The 22,564-nt window shown below is 53.2% G+C and carries 20 protein-coding genes; 6 read left to right on the top strand and 14 right to left on the bottom strand.

Annotated elements, in window-relative coordinates; all coding sequences use genetic code 11:
- Positions 1–3 precede the first annotated feature (3 nt).
- The gene (locus tag AC007G_RS14825) at positions 4–1,017 is read left to right on the top strand and encodes a magnesium transporter (RefSeq protein WP_032690372.1); all 1,014 of its coding nucleotides are present in this window, start codon (positions 4–6) and stop codon (positions 1,015–1,017) included.
- A 42-nt stretch (positions 1,018–1,059) separates the two neighbouring features.
- Here the strand turns inward: AC007G_RS14825 and AC007G_RS14820 are convergent, their stop codons facing one another.
- Positions 1,060–2,253, bottom strand: coding sequence for a BaiN/RdsA family NAD(P)/FAD-dependent oxidoreductase (locus AC007G_RS14820; protein ID WP_049267939.1), 1,194 nt, complete (start codon positions 2,251–2,253; stop codon positions 1,060–1,062).
- A 230-nt stretch (positions 2,254–2,483) separates the two neighbouring features.
- Here AC007G_RS14820 and pitA point away from each other — a divergent pair, with 230 nt between their 5' ends.
- Positions 2,484–3,983, top strand: a complete 1,500-nt coding sequence (gene pitA, locus AC007G_RS14815) for an inorganic phosphate transporter PitA (RefSeq protein WP_032696945.1) — start codon at positions 2,484–2,486, stop codon at positions 3,981–3,983.
- Positions 3,984–4,058: 75 nt separating this feature from the next.
- Here pitA and uspB read toward each other — a convergent pair whose 3' ends face one another.
- Positions 4,059–4,394 (bottom strand): universal stress protein UspB, encoded by a 336-nt coding sequence (uspB, locus tag AC007G_RS14810; protein ID WP_032696946.1) that lies wholly within the window; start codon positions 4,392–4,394, stop codon positions 4,059–4,061.
- Positions 4,395–4,773: 379 nt separating this feature from the next.
- Here uspB and uspA point away from each other — a divergent pair, with 379 nt between their 5' ends.
- Both uspA and dtpB read left to right on the top strand, forming a co-directional pair.
- The gene (uspA, locus tag AC007G_RS14805; protein WP_004126268.1) at positions 4,774–5,211 is read left to right on the top strand and encodes a universal stress protein UspA; all 438 of its coding nucleotides are present in this window, start codon (positions 4,774–4,776) and stop codon (positions 5,209–5,211) included.
- A 320-nt stretch (positions 5,212–5,531) separates the two neighbouring features.
- Positions 5,532–7,004: a dipeptide/tripeptide permease DtpB gene (gene dtpB / locus AC007G_RS14800; protein WP_142630294.1), complete on the top strand. Its 1,473-nt coding sequence runs from the start codon at positions 5,532–5,534 to the stop codon at positions 7,002–7,004.
- 165 nt (positions 7,005–7,169) lie between these two features.
- Here the strand turns inward: dtpB and rsmJ are convergent, their stop codons facing one another.
- From rsmJ to AC007G_RS14785, 3 genes are all read right to left on the bottom strand, one after another.
- Entirely contained in the window at positions 7,170–7,922 is a 753-nt protein-coding gene (gene rsmJ / locus AC007G_RS14795) for a 16S rRNA (guanine(1516)-N(2))-methyltransferase RsmJ (protein WP_032690367.1), read from the bottom strand.
- Positions 7,923–8,055: 133 nt separating this feature from the next.
- A complete protein-coding gene (gene prlC / locus AC007G_RS14790) occupies positions 8,056–10,098 on the bottom strand; it encodes an oligopeptidase A (protein ID WP_032690366.1) in 2,043 nt (680 codons plus the stop codon).
- A 388-nt stretch (positions 10,099–10,486) separates the two neighbouring features.
- The gene (locus AC007G_RS14785) at positions 10,487–11,758 is read right to left on the bottom strand and encodes an acid phosphatase (RefSeq protein ID WP_142630292.1); all 1,272 of its coding nucleotides are present in this window, start codon (positions 11,756–11,758) and stop codon (positions 10,487–10,489) included.
- Positions 11,759–11,951: 193 nt separating this feature from the next.
- Between AC007G_RS14785 and AC007G_RS14780 the strand changes: the two genes are divergently transcribed.
- On the top strand, positions 11,952–12,794 hold the full coding sequence (locus AC007G_RS14780; RefSeq protein WP_032690364.1) for a 23S rRNA (adenine(2030)-N(6))-methyltransferase RlmJ: 843 nt from the start codon (positions 11,952–11,954) through the stop codon (positions 12,792–12,794).
- Between the two features lie 97 nt (positions 12,795–12,891).
- A complete protein-coding gene (gene gorA / locus AC007G_RS14775; RefSeq protein ID WP_032690363.1) occupies positions 12,892–14,244 on the top strand; it encodes a glutathione-disulfide reductase in 1,353 nt (450 codons plus the stop codon).
- Between the two features lie 53 nt (positions 14,245–14,297).
- Here gorA and AC007G_RS14770 read toward each other — a convergent pair whose 3' ends face one another.
- The 9 genes from AC007G_RS14770 to AC007G_RS14730 all read right to left on the bottom strand — a co-directional run bounded on the left by AC007G_RS14770 (position 14,298) and on the right by AC007G_RS14730 (position 22,417).
- Positions 14,298–15,353, bottom strand: coding sequence for a galactitol-1-phosphate 5-dehydrogenase (locus AC007G_RS14770; RefSeq protein ID WP_073554349.1), 1,056 nt, complete (start codon positions 15,351–15,353; stop codon positions 14,298–14,300).
- Between the two features lie 155 nt (positions 15,354–15,508).
- Complete coding sequence (locus AC007G_RS14765; protein ID WP_032696952.1) at positions 15,509–15,778, bottom strand: HPr family phosphocarrier protein; 270 nt, start codon at positions 15,776–15,778, stop codon at positions 15,509–15,511.
- Between the two features lie 23 nt (positions 15,779–15,801).
- Positions 15,802–16,662, bottom strand: a complete 861-nt coding sequence (locus AC007G_RS14760) for a class II aldolase (protein ID WP_032690360.1) — start codon at positions 16,660–16,662, stop codon at positions 15,802–15,804.
- 11 nt (positions 16,663–16,673) lie between these two features.
- Positions 16,674–17,411, bottom strand: coding sequence for a GntR family transcriptional regulator (locus tag AC007G_RS14755; protein ID WP_032690359.1), 738 nt, complete (start codon positions 17,409–17,411; stop codon positions 16,674–16,676).
- Positions 17,412–17,600: 189 nt separating this feature from the next.
- Entirely contained in the window at positions 17,601–18,635 is a 1,035-nt protein-coding gene (locus AC007G_RS14750; protein WP_032696953.1) for a zinc-binding dehydrogenase, read from the bottom strand.
- On the bottom strand, positions 18,632–20,146 hold the full coding sequence (locus AC007G_RS14745; RefSeq protein WP_047663557.1) for an FGGY-family carbohydrate kinase: 1,515 nt from the start codon (positions 20,144–20,146) through the stop codon (positions 18,632–18,634). Before AC007G_RS14745 ends, AC007G_RS14750 begins: the two co-directional genes overlap by 4 nt.
- 79 nt (positions 20,147–20,225) lie before the next feature.
- Positions 20,226–21,623: a PTS galactitol transporter subunit IIC gene (locus AC007G_RS14740; protein ID WP_049267930.1), complete on the bottom strand. Its 1,398-nt coding sequence runs from the start codon at positions 21,621–21,623 to the stop codon at positions 20,226–20,228.
- 8 nt (positions 21,624–21,631) lie between these two features.
- Positions 21,632–21,913 (bottom strand): PTS sugar transporter subunit IIB, encoded by a 282-nt coding sequence (locus AC007G_RS14735; RefSeq protein WP_032690356.1) that lies wholly within the window; start codon positions 21,911–21,913, stop codon positions 21,632–21,634.
- A 39-nt stretch (positions 21,914–21,952) separates the two neighbouring features.
- Positions 21,953–22,417 (bottom strand): PTS sugar transporter subunit IIA, encoded by a 465-nt coding sequence (locus AC007G_RS14730; RefSeq protein ID WP_032690355.1) that lies wholly within the window; start codon positions 22,415–22,417, stop codon positions 21,953–21,955.
- Between the last annotated feature and the right edge of the window lie 147 nt (positions 22,418–22,564).

The raw sequence follows: 22,564 nt of genomic DNA, 5'->3' as shown, positions 1-22,564 counted from the left end.
ACCATGTCTTCAATGCAACACTGCGCCGCGCATCTGGCCACTTCCGCCTTCGACGGCGATGCGATCGCCCAGTACATGCGTACCGATTTTATCACTCTGCCCGAGCACCTCAGCGTCTATGAAGCGCGGGAGCTCTTTGTCTCGCAGCTCACCAGCGATGATATTCCAGGCCAGGTCTTTGTGGTGGCCGGAAAGAAGCTGCGCGGCAGTTTATCGATTAAAAAGCTGCTTCAGGAGAGCGATACGGCGCAATCCATTCGCTATCTGATGGACAGCTGCCTGTTTCGCGTGAAGCCCGATGATGAGCGTCAGGAGGTGGTCGCCGAACTGAGCGAACGCGGACTCGACCTGGTGCCGGTGGTTGAAAAAGGCGAACTGGTCGGCTGCCTGATGGAGAAAGAGATTGCCCATCTGCTGGAAGACGACGTCACCGAAGATGTGCATCGCCAGGGCGCAACGCTCCCGCTGGATAAGCCCTATCTGGAGATCAGCCCGTGGACGCTGTGGAAAAAACGTTCGGTGTGGTTATTGCTGCTGTTCGTCGCGGAAGCCTACACCAGCAGCGTCATTCAACATTTTGAAGAGGCGCTGGAATCGGCCATTGCGCTGGCCTTCTTTATTCCGCTGCTGATCGGTACCGGCGGTAACAGCGGTACGCAGATCACCTCCACGCTGGTCCGTTCCATGGCGCTCGGGGAAGTCCGCCTGCGCGATATGGGCCGGGTGATTCGTAAAGAGATGACGACGTCGCTGCTGATTGCCATCACTCTCGGTCTGGCGGGCTGCCTGCGCGCCTGGATGATGGGCATTGGCATGGAGATCACCCTGATTGTCAGCCTGACGCTGGTATGTATTACGCTGTGGAGCGCGGTGGTATCGTCAGTGATCCCTCTGACGCTTAAGCGCGTGGGCATCGACCCGGCGGTCGTCTCCGCGCCGTTTATCGCCACGCTGATTGATGGCACCGGGCTGATTATCTACTTCAAAATCGCCCAGCACTTTCTTGGTCTGAGCTGATAAATCGGGGGCAGCTTCCCGTAACAGGAGGCTGCCCCTGTCTTACGCTTCGACCAGCGCCTGGGCGCAGGCCCAGGCGGAAGACCATGCCCACTGGAAGTTGTACCCCCCCAGCCAGCCGGTCACATCCATCACTTCACCGATAAAATAGAGCCCCGGCACCTTGCGAGCTTCCATGGTCCGCGACGACAGTTCGTGCGTATCGACGCCGCCGAGGGTCACCTCCGCCGTGCGATAACCCTCGGTGCCGTTGGGCTGCACGCGCCAGGCGGTCAGCGTCTCCACCAGCATTTCCTGCTCGCGCACGTTGAGCTGTTTTAGCGTGACGTCCGGAATTTGCCCCAGCTGCTGCAGGCACTCCACCAGCCGCTTCGGCAGCTGCATGGCGAGGGTGTTTTTCAGGCTTTGATTCGGATGTTCGCTACGCTGCTCGTTAAGGAACTCATCAAGATGGCAATCAGGCAGCAGGTTGATGGTGACAAACTCGCCCGGCTGCCAGTAGCTGGAAATCTGCAGCACCGCCGGCCCGGAGAGCCCGCGGTGGGTAAACAGCAGATTCTCGCGGAACAGCGTACCGTCCTGTGCGGTAATGGTTGATGGCACCGAAACGCCCGAGAGCACCTGCAACTGCTCAAGCAGCGGTTTATGCAGCGTAAAGGGCACCAGGCCCGCACGGGTCGGCAGCACCTTGAGACCAAACTGCTCGGCAAGTTTATAGCCAAACGGCGACGCCCCCAGCCCGGGCATCGACAGGCCGCCGGAGGCGACCACCAGTTTTTTCGCCGCCACCTCGTCGCCATTAAGTTGCAGTCTGTAGCCTTCATCATCGCGTTCGACGCTGATAATTTCGCTACGCAGGCGAATTTGCACGCCGCCCTTTTCACATTCCGCCAGCAGCAGGTTGACGATTTGCTCAGCGGAATCATCACAAAACAGCTGGCCGAGGGTCTTCTCATGCCAGGCAATGCCGTATTTGCCCACCAGTTCGATAAAATCCCATTGGCTATAACGCGCCAGCGCAGATTTGCAAAAATGCGGGTTCAGGCTGAGATACGCTGCCGGCTCAATATACATATTGGTAAAGTTGCAGCGGCCGCCGCCGGACATCAGGATTTTACGGCCTGGCTTTTTGCCATTATCCAGCAACAGCACGCGCAGCCCCGCCTGGCCCGCCTGCGCTGCACAAAACATTCCCGCCGCTCCGGCGCCAATTACAATGGCATCAAACCTTTCCACGCAACTTTCCTCATATCCCGATTGTCGGGAATTGTAAATTTTTCACGCTGGTCGCACCAGCACGAAAATCGATGTATTCATGTACATCATTGAAAGATATAGGATTACTCTCAAGCAGGTAAAATCCAGACAGGAAGAAAATCAAAAAAAGTCTATATTTCACTTTGCCCGCGCCGCTAAAGTCACTGATAATGCGCCGCGTTCATGTCCTCAAAATGGCGTAACGTCCTATGCTACATTTATTTGCCGGTCTGGATTTACATACCGGGCTATTACTATTGCTTGCTTTAGCTTTCGTGCTGTTTTACGAAGCGATTAACGGTTTTCATGATACCGCAAACGCTGTTGCTACTGTGATTTACACACGCGCAATGCGGTCACAACTTGCTGTTGCGATGGCGGCCCTCTTCAACTTCTTCGGCGTTCTGTTGGGTGGTCTAAGCGTCGCTTATGCCATCGTGCATATGCTGCCGACCGACCTGCTGCTTAACATGGGTTCCGCACATGGCCTCGCCATGGTGTTTTCTATGCTGCTGGCAGCGATTATCTGGAACCTCGGTACCTGGTATTTTGGCCTCCCGGCCTCCAGTTCGCACACGTTGATCGGCGCTATCATCGGTATTGGTTTAACCAATGCGCTGATGACCGGCACGTCCGTGGTCGATGCGTTGAATATCCCGAAAGTCATCGGTATTTTTGGCTCACTTATCATCTCACCGATTGTCGGTCTGGTGGTTGCTGGCGGCCTGATTTTCATTTTGCGTCGTTACTGGAGCGGTACCAAAAAACGTGCCCGTATTCACCTGACGCCTGCAGAACGTGAAAAGAAAGACGGTAAGAAAAAGCCGCCATTCTGGACCCGTATTGCTCTGATTCTGTCCGCCATTGGCGTATCGTTCTCACACGGTGCGAACGACGGCCAGAAAGGCATTGGTCTGGTCATGCTGGTGCTGATCGGCGTGGCGCCGGCAGGTTTCGTGGTTAACATGAATGCCTCCGGCTATGAAATAACCCGGACCCGCGATGCGGTGAACAACGTGGAAACCTTCTTCGAACAGCGCCCTGAGCTGTTGAAAAAGGCCACCGGCGTTGATCAGCTGATTCCGTCTCCGGAGGCCGGGACGGCCGCCAGCGGCGGCGAGTTCCATTGCCATCCGGCGAATACCATCAACGCACTGAATCGCGTGAAGACGGCGCTGACCGGTATTGAAAGCTATGACTCGCTCTCCATTGATCAGCGTAGTCAGCTGCGTCGCATCATGCTGTGCATTTCCGACACGACCGATAAAGTCGCGAAGTTGCCGGAAGTGAATGCTGACGATCAGCGCCTGCTGAAGAAACTGAAAACCGATATGCTGAGCACCATCGAGTACGCGCCAATCTGGATCATTATGGCCGTGGCGCTGGCGCTGGGTATCGGCACCATGATCGGCTGGCGTCGCGTGGCGACCACTATCGGCGAGAAGATCGGTAAGAAAGGTATGACCTACGCGCAAGGTATGTCAGCCCAGATGACCGCTGCGGTTTCGATTGGTCTGGCGAGTTACACCGGTATGCCGGTTTCCACCACCCACGTGCTCTCCTCCTCCGTAGCGGGGACGATGCTCGTCGATGGCGGCGGCCTGCAGAGAAAGACCGTCACCAGTATTCTGATGGCGTGGGTGCTGACCTTGCCGGCAGCGATTCTGTTGTCAGGCGGACTGTACTGGATAGCCCTCAAGCTTATCTAAGTCCGGTTATTAGCGCTGAGCGAGCAAACATAAACGGGTCAGGAAACTGGCCCGTTTTTTTTACCTGACATCCGGCTAGTGCCAGATCAGTAACGCGATCAGACTCACCACCACCAGACCGCACAGGGCGCTGGTCAGAATAAACTGCCGCCGTACCCGCTCGCAGCGACGAATAAACTCCTCATCGTGATGATCGCGATAACGTTGGGCATAGATATACCACACCAGGCGCACCTGTTTGCCCGGCTGCCCATGCGAAGTAAAAAAGCCTCCGCCATCAACATATTGATAAAGCAAGGGATCGCAACCACGTAGCACAACCAATAATGCACGCAATGATGAGAAGTAGCGTGCCATATTCACCACACAAACGATACACAGGGCCCAAAACAGCGCAATAGTGCTGATCATACGTCCTCCCCGGCGACCCGCCCTCGGAGACATCTCCGGAGCTAGCGCTTCCCAATACCCAACCCAACATACAATACGAGAGTGCGATTCCGATCACGTTTATTTATCCGATCGGCTCATTAAATAGTGTAGGAGATCAGTCAATTTTTTTACCACAAGGTTAATCGTTATCAATACGTAAGATGAATATATTTGTTTAACTTTTGGTGAACCAGGTGCATTGACGGAGCGCGAGGGGCGCTATAAGGTAGAAATATCTTCTACAATTAAGTCCTTAAAGGGCTGAACCCCCGCGGATTAGCACGCAGGACGCGGGCGAAGCGGCAGCACCAGCTGTCTGATCCAATGGTCATCGACAACTTATGGAAGGAGTAACACTATGGCTTACAAACATATTCTTATTGCAGTAGACCTCTCCCCGGAAAGCAAAGTTCTGGTGGAGAAAGCCGTTTCTATGGCGCGTCCTTATAATGCCAAAGTCTCTCTGATTCACGTGGATGTTAATTACTCCGACCTGTACACCGGTCTGATCGATGTCAATCTGGGCGATATGCAGAAACGTATTTCCGAAGAGACGCACCACGCGCTGAGCGAGCTGTCCACCAATGCGGGTTACCCCATTACCGAAACCCTGAGCGGCAGCGGCGATCTCGGCCAGGTGCTGGTTGATGCGATTAAAAAATACGATATGGACCTGGTGGTCTGCGGTCACCATCAGGATTTCTGGAGCAAGCTGATGTCTTCCGCACGTCAGCTCATCAACACCGTTCACGTCGATATGCTGATTGTGCCGCTGCGCGATGAAGAAGACGAATAACCGTTCGCGCGGTTAACCATCAGAATGCCAGCGCCCGCCTTTGCGGGCGTTGTTGTTTTTCACGAAGGGCATATTTGCCCGCGCCCCTTGCCTGCCTCCATTGGCCGATTCAAATATTACTTACCCACCTTTACTACCAGGATATCAAACCGAGTATTTATTATTGATTAGTGTGATCAACCAGTTATTAGAAAAATAATCTATATAATAATCTACCGTCAAAGCCAATAGCCGCATCATTGCGCTTCACCATACTTTTTCAGCGCGTTCTGGCATACGCGTTCATACTTTTTTGGGATTGCACTACAAGGCGAAGGAATATGAAAACTACTGCACCTACGGGGCTGTTGCAGCAACCTCGTCCGTTCTTCATGATTTTTTTTGTGGAATTATGGGAGCGATTTGGTTATTACGGCGTTCAGGGGATCCTGGCGGTCTTTTTTGTTAAACAACTTGGATTTTCTCAGGAACAAGCGTTTATTACCTTTGGCGCCTTTGCCGCGCTGGTTTACGGGCTGATCTCCATCGGCGGCTATGTTGGCGACCACCTGCTCGGCACCAAACGCACGCTGGTTCTTGGAGCCGTGGTGCTGGCGCTGGGCTACTTCATGACCGGGCTGTCGCTGCTTAAACCGGACCTGATTTTTATCGCCCTCGGGACGATTGCCGTCGGGAACGGGCTATTTAAAGCCAATCCCGCCAGCCTGCTGTCAAAGTGCTATCCCCCCAAAGATGCTCGTCTCGATGGCGCATTCACCCTGTTTTATATGTCGATTAATATCGGCTCGCTGCTGTCGCTCTCTCTGGCGCCGGTGATCGCGGAAAAATTTGGCTATGCCGTGACCTATAACCTGTGCGGCTCGGGGCTGATTATCGCCCTGCTGGTCTATTTCGCCTGCCGCGGGATGGTGAAAGATATCGGGTCGGAGCCGGACCATCGGCCGCTTATTGTGCGCAACCTGCTGTACGTGCTGGTCGGTACGGTGGCGATGGTGTTCCTTTGCGCCTGGCTGATGCATAACGTCAAAATCGCTAACCTGGTGCTGATTGTCCTCTCTATCATCGTCATTATTTTCTTCTTTCGCGAGGCCTTCAGGCTGGATAAAACCGGGCGCAACAAAATGTTTGTCGCCTTTATCCTGATGCTGGAAGCGGTGCTGTTCTACATTCTGTACGCGCAGATGCCGACCTCGCTGAACTTCTTCGCCATCAATAACGTTCACCACGATATCCTCGGCATGACCATTAACCCGGTCAGCTTCCAGGCACTGAACCCGTTCTGGGTGGTGGTGGCCAGTCCGGTGCTGGCGGCGATTTATACCCACCTTGGCAACAAAGGCAAAGATCTCACCATGCCGATGAAATTTACCCTCGGCATGTTTTTATGTTCGCTGGGCTTCCTGACCGCCGCCGCCGCGGGAATCTGGTTTGCCGATGCACAGGGGCTGACGTCGCCGTGGTTTATCGTGCTGGTTTATCTGTTCCAGAGTCTGGGGGAGCTGCTGATCAGCGCATTGGGGCTGGCGATGGTCGCCGCGCTGGTGCCACAGCATCTGATGGGCTTTATTCTGGGAATGTGGTTTCTGACTCAGGCGGCGGCCTTCCTGATGGGCGGATACGTCGCCACTTTCACCGCCGTGCCGGAAAATATCACCGACCCGCTGCAAACTCTGCCGGTTTATACCAGCGTGTTTAGCAAAATTGGCCTGGTGACGCTGGGTGTAACCATGGTGATGGCGCTGCTGGTACCGTGGCTCAACAGGATGATTAACACGCCGTCGAGCGACAAATAACAACCTGTTTCACCTCAGCGGCTGGCGCCGCTGGGGTGTTCCTTTCCGCGCGGCAATCCAGTCTCGCACTTCAATGACAAACTCGTCCGGCGCTTCAGGTCGTTGGACATACATCCCGGATAAGGCTTGCGGCTGCTATCCGGGATAGTCCGCAGCAGTGAAACGCTACTCGGGCGTCCCGGCGTAAATATCGAAGCGGTGTCCTTTGGTGACCACAGCGTTCGGCGTGGTGACATCCGCCAGCGGCGGGGCGTAATCCGGACGTTTCACCACCACCCGTTTGGTCGCCAGATGACGCGCGGGTTCCAGCAGGCCGTCGGCATCCAGATCCGGCCCCACCAGCGACTGAAACACGCGCATCTCTTTCTTTACCAGCGCACTTTTCTGCTTATGCGGGAACATCGGGTCAAGATAGACCACCTGCGGGCGCGGCGTAATGTCCGTCAGCGCCGTCAGGCTGGAGGCATGAATCAGCTGCAAACGCTGCCGAAGCCACGGGCCGATTTCCGGATCGGCGTAGCCGCGAGCCAGCCCATCATCAAGCAGGGCCGCCACTACCGGGTTACGTTCCAGCATGCGCACACGGCAGCCCACCGAGGCCAGCACGAAGGCATCGCGCCCCAGCCCTGCCGTCGCATCCACCACATCCGGCACGTAGTCGCCTTTGACGCCAACCGCTTTCGCCACCGCCTCGCCGCGACCGCCGCCAAATTTACGTCGGTGGGCCATCGCCCCGCCGACGAAATCAACGAAGATCCCGCCGAGCTTCGGCTCGTCGCGCTTACGCAGCTCCAGATGTTCGCGGGTCATCACCAGCGCCATCGGATTGTCATCGTCCTGCGTCAGGCCCCAGCGAGCGACAAGAACAGATAAGGCGCCGTCTCCGGCGCCCGTTTCATCAATTAAGCAGATTTTCACGTCCACTTTACCCTAAAGAATTCGCGTTGCCTCAAGACAACAAAAGAACCAATCCCTGGCCACGTACAGAGAGTATGCGGCCAGGGTGAGTGAGTGCAGTTGCCAAAGAGGCAGCCTGAAGAATGACGGGAAATTAGCCCTTAATCCCGTAATGTTCCAGCATCGCGTCGAGCTGCGGTTCGCGCCCGCGGAAGCGTTTGAACAGCACCATCGGCTCTTCGGAACCGCCGCGGCTCAGAATGTTATCGAGGAACGACTGGCCGGTTTCACGATTGAAAATCCCCTCTTCTTCAAAGCGCGAGAAGGCATCCGCCGCCAGGACATCGGCCCACAGATAGCTGTAGTAGCCTGCCGCATAGCCCCCGGCAAAAATATGGCTGAAGGCATGTGGGAAGCGCCCCCAGGACGGCCCAGGCACCACGGCGACCTGCTTTTTGATTTCCGCCAGCGTTTCGAGGATTTTCGCCCCTTGCTCCGGTTTGTACTCCGCATGCAGACGGAAGTCGAACAGGCCGAACTCCAGCTGACGCAGAATGAATAACGCGGCCTGATAGTTTTTCGCCGCCAGCATTTTTTCCAGCAGCTCCTGCGGCAGCGGTTCACCGGTTTCATAGTGGCCGGAGATAAACGCCAGCGCTTCCGGCTCCCAGCACCAGTTTTCCATAAACTGGCTCGGCAGCTCGACCGCATCCCACGGCACCCCGCTGATGCCGGAGACGCCGGCGGTATCGATACGGGTCAACATATGGTGCAGACCGTGACCAAATTCGTGGAACAGCGTGATCACTTCATCATGGGTAAACAGCGCCGGTTTGCCGTTCACCGGGCGGTTAAAGTTGCAGGTCAGGTAGGCAACCGGCTTTTGCAGCGAACCGTCAAGCTTGCGCATCTGCCCGACGCAGTCGTCCATCCACGCTCCGCCGCGTTTGTGCTCGCGAGCATACAGATCGAGATAGAAGCTGCCGCGCAGTTCGTGGTTCTCATCATACAGTTCAAAGAAACGCACTTCCGGGTGCCAGACGTCCACATCGGTGCGCTCTTTGGCGGTAATCCCGTAAATGCGGTTCACCACTTCAAACAGGCCGTTAACGGCTTTGTTTTCCGGGAAGTAAGGGCGCAGCTGCTCATCGCTGATGCTGTAGAGATGCTGCTTCTGTTTTTCACTGTAGTAAGCGATATCCCACGGCTGCAGCTCGTCGACGCCGAACTCCGCTTTTGCGAAGGCGCGCAGCTGAGCCAGCTCTTTCTCACCCTGCGGACGAGCGCGTTTCGCCAGGTCGGTCAGGAAGTCGAGCACCTGCTGCGGGTTCTCCGCCATTTTGGTCGACAGCGATTTGGCGGCATAGCTGTCAAAGCCCAGCAGCTGGGCCAGCTCGTGGCGCAGCGCGAGAATTTCCGCCATCACCGGGCTGTTGTCCCATTTGCCGGCATTCGGCCCCTGGTCTGACGCGCGGGTGGAGTAGGCGCGATACAGCTCTTCACGCAGCGCCTGGTTGTCGCAGTAGGTCATCACCGGCAGATAGCTCGGAATGTCCAACGTCAGCAGATAACCTTCCTGCTCTTTCGCCTGAGCCTGAGCCTGGGCTGCCGCCAGCGCGCTTTCCGGCATCCCGGACAGCTCAGCGACGTCGGTCACCAGCTTGCTCCAGCCCATGGTGGCGTCGAGCACGTTGTTGCTGTACTGGTTGCCGAGCTCAGACAGGCGTGCGGCAATTTCGCCGTAGCGTTTCTGCTGCTCTTTCGCCAGGCCGATCCCCGACAGTTCAAAATCGCGCAGCGCGTTATCCACCGCTTTTTTCTGCGCGGTATTCAGCGTGGCGTAATGGTCGCCGTCACGCAGATCGCGATACGCTTGATACAACCCTTCATGTTGACCTACCCAGGTGCTGTATTCCGACAACAGCGGCAGCGTTTGTTCATAGGCTTCACGCAGCTCAGGGCTGTTCTTGACCGAGTTCAGATGGCTGACTGGCGAGAAGATGCGTCCCAGCACATCATCCACTTCAGCCAGCGGCTGGCAGAGCGTTTCCCAGCTGTATGGCGCGCCTTGCGCGACCACGCTTTCTACCGCGGCCCGACAGTCGGCCAGCGCTTTGGTCACCGCAGGGACGACGTGTTCCGGCTTGATCGCAGAAAAAGGCGGCAATGAAAAAGGCGTCAATAATGGATTGGTCATATGCGCAGTCCTGTTGAAAAGGGTGAATGAAGCGCGCGTTCCGGCGCTTTAGCATGAGATCTAGAATGGGGGATCGTGACGGGAATTTCAATGTCACACCGTGCCAGGCGCCGGGTATTGCTGCAATAAGTCGGCATTATTGGCGCAGGCAGTTTGCACCCGGCCAGCGCGGAGCAACAGGAGCGGACACGTAGCAGGTGAAGAGTTGATTTGCTTCGCTCCCCATTCGGGCCGCCAGGGGGCATTCAAACATAAATCGTTGTGGGCGTCGCCCCGCTTCAAAATGACAAGCAAAACAGCGCTGCGCTCAGTGCTGGTCTGACTCGCGCCGGTTTTCCCCGGCTATATGGGCCGGGGACATTGTCATCCTGCAAACCGGGAAGCTGGATTAATGTGCTTTCTGCGCCATCTGATATGCCGCCGGCAGATTCACCCGCTGCCAGAACTGCTGGTCGGCGGTCTCGCCCGACAGCGGATAACCCGCCGGAAGCGCGGTTTTCACCATCAGCGCCCGGCGCTGGGCGGCGGACAGATGCGGCAGCGCGGTCTCCAGCAGAACCTCTGCGCCTTCCGGCACCGTCAGAGCTGATTTCTCCCCCTTCTGCTGGGGCAGGTTGTAGGTCATGGTGAACGCGTAAAATGCGTTCATCGCCGGGTCGCGGTACGGATCATCTTTTCCGGCCGGCTTCGCGCACTCGGCCAGTGAGGTCGCGCACTCTTTTTCCAGCGCCGTCCGCAGCTGATCGCGCGCTTCATTGAACAACGCACGATACTTCGCGTCGTTGAGGTAATGCGCGACATTACGCTGCGCCACCATCCGCGAACCCATCACATCCAGCGGGTAATGTACGCCAAGCACGATGCGGGAATAGCCGTAGCGCGCGCCGCGGGTCACCAGCGCATCAAAGCGCTCCGGGATCATTTCCGCCATCAGCAGCGCATCGGTGTAGCCGGTGTTGGTGTGTCCGCTGGGGAAGGAACCTCCGTCGGCGGTGTAAGGCTGGTTGTCCTTTATCACCACATCGTCCGGCACCAGATGAATGGTATTGCCCTGGATCAGGAACGGGCGCGGATTGTTATAATGCTTTTTCGCCGCCCCCGTACTGACTTCACTGGCCTTAATCAGCGCCGCCGCTTTACCCAGCTCACCTTTGTCGTAGGCCGTGAGGAAGGCTTTGCCGAGCCGCGGACCCAGCGCATCGCTGAGGAAATAGAGATAGCTAATCCCTTCCGCATCTGCCAGCGCCTGATGGCGGGTCGCCTGCGTCGCATCGCGATTAATTGCGGTCACCGTAGCCAGGTTATCCTTCACCACCGAATCCGGGAGCGTGCTGAAGGCGGCAAGCAGCGCGATACCCGCCTGCTGATTCGCTTTCTCCTGGAAATCGTAGCCGCTGGCCTTCAGCCAGGCCTTATTCGCCTGGGTTTTATTCTGTTTTGCGTGCGCGAGCTGACCGCGGGTGAGCGTGGCGGCATCGCCCTTCAGCGCAGCGCGCAGCTGCGCCAGCGTCTGACCTTCAAGATCGTCAAACGCCTGGCTGGCCGCCGCTGGCGTCACGCTACCGGCGATCGCTGCCGCCTGGTTCAGCGGAACCTCTTTCGCCAGAGCCGGCAGCGCCAGGATCAACGCTGAGGTCAGGAGTGTGATTTGCAATTTCATTATTTTTCCTTTTATTCAAACAATTACCTTGCCTTCACGCGACGCTAGCGCTGATATTTGACATTTTTATGACGCAGTCATGTTTTGCAACGCTTTTGACCCCATTGAAACAGCGCGGCGCTACAGCGGTAATCTGTACGGATCTGCGGTAAACTATCGGTCATCTTGTTTAATTCCCGGAATCTCTGCATCCATGCTCAGTTATCGCCACAGCTTTCACGCAGGCAACCACGCCGACGTCCTTAAACACACCGTTCAGAGTCTGATCATTGAATCGCTGAAAGAGAAAGAAAAACCGTTTCTCTATCTGGACACTCACGCCGGCGCGGGCCGCTATCAGCTGAGCGGCGAGCACGCCGAACGTACGGGTGAATACCTGGAAGGCATTTCCCGTATCTGGCAGCAGGACGACCTGCCGGCCGAGATGGAAGCCTACATATCCGTCATCCAGCATTTCAACCGTAGCGGCCAGCTGCGCTACTACCCGGGTTCTCCGCTGATCGCCCGCCAGCTGCTGCGCGAGCAGGACAGCCTGCAAATGACCGAACTGCACCCGAGCGATTTTCCGCTGCTGCGTTCGGAATTTCAAAAAGATGCCCGTGCCCGCGTGGAAAAAGCCGATGGCTACCTGCAGCTGAAAGCGAAGCTGCCGCCGGTGTCCCGTCGCGGCCTGATTCTTATCGATCCGCCGTACGAGATTAAAAGCGACTACCAGGCGGTCGTGGCCGGTATCCACGAAGGCTACAAACGCTTTGCCACCGGCACCTATGCGCTGTGGTATCCGGTGGTGCTGCGCGCGCAGATTAAGCGCATGATCAAAGATCTGGAAGCGACCGGCATTCGCAAAATCATGCAGATTGAACTTGCCGTGCGTCCTGACAGCGACCAGCGCGGCATGACCGCTTCCGGGATGATCGTCATTAACCCACCGTGGAAGCTGGAACAGCAGATGAACAACGTCCTGCCGTGGTTGCATAAGAAACTCTCGCCGACCGGCATCGGACATGCCACCGTTGGCTGGATCGTACCGGAGTAATCACAGCCATCGGTGGAACCTTTTACGCCTCGCGCTACAATCGCGGTCATTCAACGATTAAGGGCCTACCAGGATAGGTCTTCTAAGGATACAGGCTATGAGCAAACATTATGATTACATCGCTATCGGCGGCGGCAGTGGCGGCATCGCCTCCATCAACCGTGCGGCAATGTATGGCCAGAAGTGCGCGCTGATTGAAGCTAAAGATCTGGGCGGCACCTGCGTCAACGTCGGCTGCGTACCGAAGAAAATCATGTGGCATGCGGCGCAGATTCGCGAAGCGATTCATCTGTATGGCCCGGACTACGGTTTCGATACCACGATTAACCACTTCGACTGGGACAAACTGGTGGCCAGCCGCAGCGCGTATATCGACCGTATCCACACCTCCTACGACAACGTGTTAGGCAAAAACAAGGTTGATGTCATCAAAGGCTTCGCCCGTTTTGTGGATGCTAAAACCGTGGAAGTGAATGGCGAAACGATCACCGCCGATCATATCCTGATCGCCACCGGCGGCCGTCCGAGCCATCCGTCTATTCCGGGCGTTGAGTACGGCATCGACTCTAACGGCTTCTTCGAGCTGCCGGCCCTGCCGAAGCGCGTCGCCGTGGTGGGCGCAGGCTATATTGCCGTTGAGCTGGCTGGCGTCATTAACGGCCTCGGCGCCGAAACGCACCTGTTCGTGCGTAAACATGCGCCTCTGCGCAGCTTCGATCCGCTGATCGTCGATACCCTGGTCGAAGTGATGAACAGCGAAGGGCCGCAGCTGCACACTCACGCCATTCCGCAAGCGGTAGTGAAAAACGCGGACGGCAGCCTGACGCTTCAGCTGGAAGATGGCCGGAGTCAGACCGTGGATTGCCTGATCTGGGCCATTGGGCGTGAGCCGGAGACCGATAATTTCAACCTCGCAGCCGCTGGCGTAAAAACCAACGACAAAGGCTATATCGTGGTGGATAAATTCCAGAACACCAACGTGCCGGGGATCTATGCCGTGGGCGATAACACCGGGGCGGTGGAGCTGACGCCGGTGGCGGTAGCGGCGGGTCGTCGTCTGTCTGAACGCCTGTTCAACAACAAGCCGGAAGAGCATCTGGATTACAGCAATATCCCGACCGTGGTCTTCAGCCATCCGCCGATCGGCACCGTCGGTTTAACCGAGCCGCAGGCGCGCGAGCAGTATGGCGATGACGCCGTGAAGGTCTATAAATCCGCTTTCACCGCCATGTATACCGCCGTGACCTCGCACCGCCAGCCGTGCCGCATGAAGCTGGTATGCGTCGGCCCGGAAGAGAAGATTGTCGGCATTCACGGTATCGGCTTCGGCATGGATGAAATGCTGCAGGGCTTTGCGGTGGCGCTGAAAATGGGCGCCACCAAGCAGGACTTCGACAATACCGTGGCGATTCACCCGACGGCCGCGGAAGAGTTCGTAACCATGCGTTAATCCTCTCAGCCCCGTGTTCTCACGGGGCTTTTAAACCTCATTGCGTGATACCTTCAGGCGCTATCGCCTATCTCAATCAGGACTTTTACAAAAAACGTTTCCCGCTGATATAACCCGGGAAAAATAGCCGGAACATCTTTAAGCGCGACGCGTTTAGTGATTAAAGGCTGAACATCAATGACGCCTGAACTGAGGTACTTAATCGATGTTTCCCACTCCGGGCCTGGAAAAGGCGCTGAAATAGAATTCCACGAACCCAGCACTTTAATTTCATTGCGGATAATTTTCTCAAAGTTAAGCCGGGGGAAAGCGACGTCGCCATAAGGAATACCCAGGAGGACCACGGCCCCACCTTTCGCCGCCAGAAGCATTGCGCTGGCAATCCCCGCGGGATGCCCTGAAGACTCAATAACGATATCTACGCCGGAGCTTTCTGTGAGCTCATGAAAACGGGACAGATAGCCTTCATCCTCGACCGAGAAAACATCTCTGGCCCCGGTCTCTTTGGCGATATCGAGCTTCTTTCGATCGGTATCAAAAGCAAATACTTCCCCGGCACCACAGACCTGGGCCCACTGTACTGCCAGCAGCCCGATGGTACCGCAGCCAACCACCGCCACCCGGCAGCCAACTTTCATATCGACCTGGCGTAGAGCGTGTACCACTACGCTGGAAGGTTCAATAAAGCTTGCCGTCGCAAAATCCATGGTCGCAGGCAGAAGTAAAACATTACGCGACGGCACCACAATATATTCAGCAAAAGCGCCGTTTTTATGTCCCCCGAGAACGTTGAGATCGATGCACTGCGAATAGCGCCCTTGTTGGCAATATTTGCATTGAAAACAGGGGAAGCAATTACAGGCCGTCACGCGATCGCCATTTTTCACTTCCTTCACAGCAGGACCGGTTTTCACCACTTCACCAGAGAATTCGTGCCCCCAGGTCAGCCCAGGGTTATAAGATCCCAGTTTGCCAAAACGAGAAATATCGGAGCCGCAGATGCCCGCAACCTGGACCTTAATTAAAACATCGTCATCATTTTCAATGTCGGGTTGGATCGTCTCTTCATATCTCACATCCTGTCGCGAATAAAGATTTAATGCTTTCATATCATCACTCCCGGATAAAAAGTGAATGAGAGTCATAAAGCGAGTGAGCCATTGGGTGAGAAACGACAACAGAAAGCCGTTGAGGCAGCATAAGCGAGCCTCTGTTGCTGATGTGAATCTCACCCAAAATACAGGGGCATAATTTATTTCGTGAATTACTCTTTTTCGCCAAAGCCCGCAGCGAAAGCAGTTTTTAATTCACTCATTAACTCATGTTCATCCTCGCCATTGCAGATAATATCAATCATGGTATTACCCTTTACGCCAGCACCAAGAATACTCATCATGCCTTTTATCTGAATCTCTCGCCCTTCATTGACCAGCGTTAATGATGAGGTATATTTCTTCACGATCCGGGCAAGAGTGGCCGCTGGCCTGGCGTGAAGTCCGGTACTGTTGACGACTCTGACGCTTTGTCTAATCATAATTCACTTAGCTCTAATAATTTTCAGGATGCCTGGCGTAGAAACTGATGCCCTTTATTCATCATAAGAATCTTAGAGTAGACATCATCTTCAACGGCTTGTTTTGCCGATGCCATAACTCGTGCCAGATTGGCTTCGTTATTGTTCTGTTGATAAGCTTTGCCAACGGAGGTAATAAAGGCTTTACGTAAATCGCTGGCAATATTCACCTTGACCACGTTATAGTTCACAAAACTACGCAGGATATCTTCGTCAATTCCTGAACCGCCGTGAATGACCAGAGGGACCGGCGAGACTTCAGCAATTCTCTGCAGCAGCGGAATATCAATACGCGGGACATCATCAAGACCGTGGACGTTGCCAATGGAGATAGCCAGCATATCGCAGCCGGTCTGTTCAACAAATGTCCGTACCTTTTCTGGTTCCGTTTTGCAGTCGGCTTCGCTGACATGATCGTCTTCTTTACCTAAAATCGCCCCCAGCTCAGCCTCAACCGGAACGCCATATGATTTACAGAAATCAACGGCAGCGGCGGTGAACGCAATGTTTTCTTCGAAGGAAAATGCTGCGCCATCAATCATAACGGAGGTAAAACCCGCCCGTACGGCCTGTTTGACATCATCAAAAGTTTTACCATGATCGAGGTGCAGGCTAACCGGCACATCCATTTTATCAGCATGACGTTTAACGATTTCATAAATATAGTCATAGCCTGATAATTGCGCATTGGTCGGTGCAATCTGGATGAAGTTTGGTAACCCTGAGCGCTCAATAGCATTGAGAATCGAGATGGTGGTTTCCAGATTCGTGGTATTGAATGCACCGGCAAGTACACGTTTCTCGCGGATACGATCCAGCAAGATTTTACCGTTAACTAATGGCATAGCATTATCCTCTATCTTCGTTGAAGAATAGTACCTAAATAATATTTATCTGATTTTAACCAGACGTTTCCTAAATCAAATGGCATTTTGTTTTCAAGGAAAACAAGTTGTTCGAGGTGCAAAACGGGGGCATCTTCATTGACTTCTAAATAATGACCACGTTCGCTACCAACAATTTTTGCTGCATAACGGCTTTCCGAATAGACAATTTTTTGACCAGATAACTCTTCAACCGTTGGAAACAAATTTTGTTTATTAAAGTCAACATCAGTAATTCCAGGGCAGAGTGCAATGTTGATTCTGTTTTCAATCAGCATCACTCTCTCGCCTTCCACGCTACGTACACGTTTAAGGTAAAGAATAGGCGCGCCAGGCTCAATTCTTAATTTCTCGGCAACACTTTTCGACGCTTTCTCAATATATGAAGTAATAACTTCAGTAGTAAATGACAAATGCTGACTTTCAAGTGATTCAGCAAAAGACAATAAACCTTCGCCAAGGGCATAAGAAATATTTTCTTTTTTTACAAATGTCCCCTTCCCCTGAACCTGGACCAGCAAACCTTCATTGACCAGCATGGTGACCGCTTTCTTTACGGTGCCCCGGCTGACCTGCAGTATTTCCATAATCTGGTTCTCAGAAGGAATACGATCGCCTTTGCCCAGCTCCCCTTTATAGATGTTTTCGCGGATCCATTCAGAAACCTGCATATACAACGGAATTTCTGAATCTTTCAGTATGGTGCTCATGTTGTGCTTCTCCTGTGTAGATCATCTGTATACAAGTATGAACAAGTTACGATAATACAGAGTTTTTTAAAAATCTAACTATATGATCAACTTCACAGTTTCAGCCCAACCCCCTGTTCTCCCTGTAACAAAGCGTTACGTGGCATATCGGCCCCCTCCCGACCGTTGAGCGGGAAGGGGCTCCCCCGCTTAACCCTCAGATTTAATAATTATTTTCAGTACGTCGTTTTCAGGATTTGCCGCAAACTCAATTGCTTCTTCAAGACGAGAAAGAGGCCAGGTATGCGTGATCATCTCTCTGGTATTGATTTTGTCTTTTTCAACGATCTCAATCGCTTCTTTCATGTCGTAAGGGGTGAGAGAGTATGTACCAACGATGGATATTTCATCCCGGAACAGGCGTCCGGCATCAATTTCCACCACCGGGTTTTTATCAAATGGCGAGAATACAACGACCCGACCTCCCCGCCGCACCACGTTCACCGCCTGAGAAACTAATGACGACACGCCGGCCGCAATAATCACCACGTCGGGCCCTTTCCCATCGGTTATTTCAGCTACCCGCGTTTCAAGATCTTCATTCGCCGGGTCGATCGCATGGGTTACGCCGATTTTCAACGCCAGTTCACGTTTAAAGCGCGAAAGGTCGGAAACGATGACGGTTGATGCCCCCTTCAGCGCGGCAAGCTGTGCGCTGACCAGGCCAATGGTGCCGGAACCCAATACCAGCACCGTATCTTTTGCATGGATATTTGCTGATTTCAGACCATGTAAACAACAGGCCACCGGTTCGATCATCGCCGCACGATCCCAGTCGAGTTGCTCCACAATTCGATGCGTCAGATGCTCAACGTGTAGCTGAGGGATACGAATGAACTCACTGAAACCACCGGGCTCAAGATTGGTTTTTTTAAATTGATCGCAGAGGGTAAAATATCCTCTGTCGCAGTAGTGGCAGTTAAAACAAGGAACGTGAATAGCGGTTACCACGCGTTCTCCCACGCGGTAGCGGGTCACGTTTTTCCCAACCTTCACAACTTCGCCAGAGACTTCATGGCCGAGAATAACAGGCCCCGTTACGGTCTGGTGCTGCGCCTTATGAATATCAGTGCCGCACAGACCGCAGGAGTGCATTTTAATGAGCATATCGCCATCGCCTATTTCAGGCACCGCGATATCTTCATATCGAATATCATTTTTGCTGTAGTAGACGCTGGCTTTCATTGGCTAACTCCATAACAAAGATGCTCAGCACGCATCTTGGATTCATAAAGCGGTTTATACACCTGACTAAAAATTTGCTGATAATGTGCGACAACCTCAGGCTCTGGCCGATAATTTTTCAGCTCTGCCGGCGCGGTAAGGGCACAGTTATCCATATCCACTCCAACGGCTTTTGCCGCCAGCATTGCCGCCCCTTTGCTCACGGCCTCATCGACATTACAGGCGACAATTTCCCTGTTCAGAATGTTTGCTTTCAGCTGTAGCCAGTAGGGGTTTTTACACGCCGCACCAATGACGTTGACGACCGGGTAGTGGCGCCCTGTCAGGGTTTCATACAAATCGAGAAGATTTTTCAGTTCAAAACACAAGCCCTGGAAAACGAAGCGCAGAACGTCTTCAGGCCGGGATTTATCATCAAGTCCATAAATCAACGCCCTGGACCAGGTATTCCTGTCCGGCGGCCCGCTACCCCGCAAATGAGGAATAAAAATGCCGTCCAGTGAGCCTGCAACAACCCGATCTTTTTCATTTCTCAGCGTATCCACCATGCGCAGAAACGCAGGCATATCGAGTTCAAACAGGTTTCTGAACCATTCAATGGCGTAGCCAGCCGAAGGCAGCGAGGCATACAGAGAATGAAGCCCCGGCAAAACATGGACCCCGTTAGAGACCCTGGCACGGAAAAAGCTTCTGCTGTTGTTGACGGCCTCGGTCACCACCAACAATCCTTCCGTGGTGCCAGTAGAATTCAATATTTGGTTTTCGTTATTCAAGCCGACGGCGACAGAACCACACATATGATCATGCCCGGCAATGGCAACCTGCACATCGTCCGCCAGCCCGGTGAGGCCGGCAACCTCTGGGGTGATATGGCCTATCGACGTTCCGGCATGAACCAGCGGGCTAAACAGGGATGGGGAAAGTTTGGCCGCGGCCAGCATCTTTTCGTCCCAACCTCTCTCCGTGATATTCAATGCCATGGTCCGCGAGGCCAGGGAGTACTCCGAGCGTTTTATGCCTGACAATTTAAAGGCAATATATTCGGCAAGACACAACCACTTTGTTCCATCTGCGGCATTTTTAATATTGTCATGCAACCATCTAATTTTATTAATACTGTAATTTGAATGCGCCGGGATACCGGTTATTTCATATATACTTTCAACATCCACAGCCGAAATAATACTCTCCAGCTGCCGTTTTGGCCGGGTATCATACCAGGTTAAAGATGGCCCAATAATATTATCATACTCATCGAGCAACACGCCGGCTTCCCCAACGCTGGCAACAGCAACGGCGCGGATATCTGTCACATCGGGTCGATTACCAGTTATCGTTTTCAGGCCATGGACAATACCCTCCCATATCAGGCGGACGTCAAAATCGGTATTATCGCCATCAATAAGTTTGGCGGTTCTGAAACTATACTGTTCAATTAAATCAAGCGAAGGAACCTGAAACAAACACACCTTACAATTTGTCGTACCAACATCGATTCCGATCGTATACATTACTCTCCCCTTCTTTTTGCAAGGGACATAGTTTGTTTTTATTCTGAGGCAGAACATCTCTGCCTCAGAATCAGCAGGATTATTTCGCTAGCGGAATATCACTCGTCGAGACTTCTGTATTTTCAGCCGCCTCTTCTGCCTGAAGCTGTTTTTTCGTTACACGATAGAGCCACAGACATAACAGGAATATGACCGGGATAAGAGCCAAAGCAATTCCATTACCTTCAAAGACTTTCACCGCCCAGAACCGATAAGGGTTACCGCCATCAAGCAGACTTGATATTTCACCATCGGTTTTGATGGGGAAATTCATATCTCGGGCAATTTTAGTCAGAATCGGCGCCGCCGCTGATGCCACATACAGGTTCACAGCAAGACAAGGAATACCGATAATAAATGCTCTGACAATATTCCCACGACAGGCCAGTACAACCATCGATATTGGTACCCAAATATTAGCCAGATCGCCCAACGGTAACAGTCTGTTGCCTGGCAGAATAACGGCAAGGAGCACCCCAACCGGAATCAGTAACAGAGCGGTCGACAGCACGGATGGGTGACCCACGGCGACCGCAATGTCGAGACCAATATAAAGATCGTGACGGTCTGGATAACGCTTACGCAGGAAACTTCTGACGGCATCTGATAATGGCAACAGCCCTTCCATCAACAGTTTTACCATCCGCGGCATAATCAGCATGACTGCCCCAAGGCTCATAGCCAGGTTCAACACACCTTTCAGGTCGTATTCTGCCAGCAGACCAATACCTGCCCCCAGAATCACCCCTAACATCATCGGCTCGCCGAAAACACCAAATCGTTTCTGGATTTGTTCCGGATCAGCATTCAGCTTGTTAATACCAGGGATTTTATCAAGCACCATATTTCCCAGCACGCCGATCGGGAAGAAGATGACGGACGACAATGTGGGCAGTGAAATCCCAGGTAGATTGAAGTATTTCTGGATCATCGGCGCGCACCAGTCCGCCATCACAAAGGTGATAGCCGCCGTCACGCCGGCAATCAGTAACCCGAAGAAGAAGCTGCCGGTAACTCCATATACCATGGCGCCGACCATAGAGAAGTGCCAGAAATTCCAGACATCAATATCGACCGTTTTAGTCCAGTTCAGGGTTAACATAAGTACGTTGATACCGATGGTCATCGGCACGACAAACGGCGCGACCTGTGAAGCCCAGGCAATAGCCGCAAGCGGTGTCCAGCCCAGATCAACGACCGGTAAATCAATGCCGGTGTGGCTAACCATCTCTTTCGCCGCCGGGCCAAGGCTATCGACCAGTAAACCAAAGACCAGGAAGATGCCGATGAAGCCCATACCGATTGTCAGGGCCGAGCGTAATGCCCGGCTAAAACCGGTCTGCAGGCACATTGCCATAATAAAAATAATTATCGGCAACATGATCGTCGGACCGAGCCCCAGAATAAACTGGACTGCGGAAAATACTTTATCCATCATGCTCACCTTTATTTTTTAAGGATGGCTACGATTTTTTCCAGTAACTCTTCTTCACCAAAACCGGTCAGAAGTGGAAGGCCATTCAAAACCGGGGTGGTCAGTTCGGTTTTTACCGCTGAAGTAACAATAATTAAATCAGCCATACCGTCCTGTTTACCAATAGTTCCGATATTTGACTGAATGGGGTCAACATTAATACCTTGGCTTTTACAATACTGAACAACTTTCTCTGTTGCTACGGCGGAAGTAGCGATACCACTGGTACATGCAAAAATAATTTTCTTGTTCATCGTAATCTCCGGGTACATTTATCAGGTGTAGTTGCTATTTTAATTAATGACTTCTTCGAGGAGTGTCTTCACCACTGAAGGTGAACTGGCTTTTAAAATCGCATCCATCTTGTCAGTTTGTCTGAACAAGCCGATCATTTTCATGAGAAAATCAATATGCGCATCTTTTTCTTTTAACAGCAGGAAAAATATAACCTGTACCGACATAACTTCATCGGGATCTTCTGCCTGCTTAAATTCAATCCCTTCCGGGCAGGTCACTACAACCAGTTTTTCCTCTTTAATATGCTCAACATCCACATGAGGAATCGCGACACCAATTCTCTCCAGTTGCATCGCCGTCGGATTATTTTCTTCCCTGCTGATTAAGGCAGAAAGATAAGTACTTTCGACAAAGCCATGCCTATAGAGCAGGTTACCTACCTCGCCAAACAACGTTTCACGCTCACCCCCAGGGTGGTTTAGCAATATAAAATCGTTATCAAGACTGGTTGCAATGGACATAAAAACACCTCGGGTCCCGGTGAGAGATTTGCGTGTAACATATCTACTGTCAGTCATGGTTGTCTATGTACAACCATGTTCAAGTTATTTAAAGCTATACCTGGTACGAACTTGCTTCAATAGCGCTGGCTTTTTTTTGTGCTATGC

The sequence above is a fragment of the Klebsiella sp. CSG-1 genome (assembly GCF_056521145.1).
Note: the sequence above shows the minus strand (reverse complement) of the source record. Positions and strands in the feature narration are given on the sequence as shown.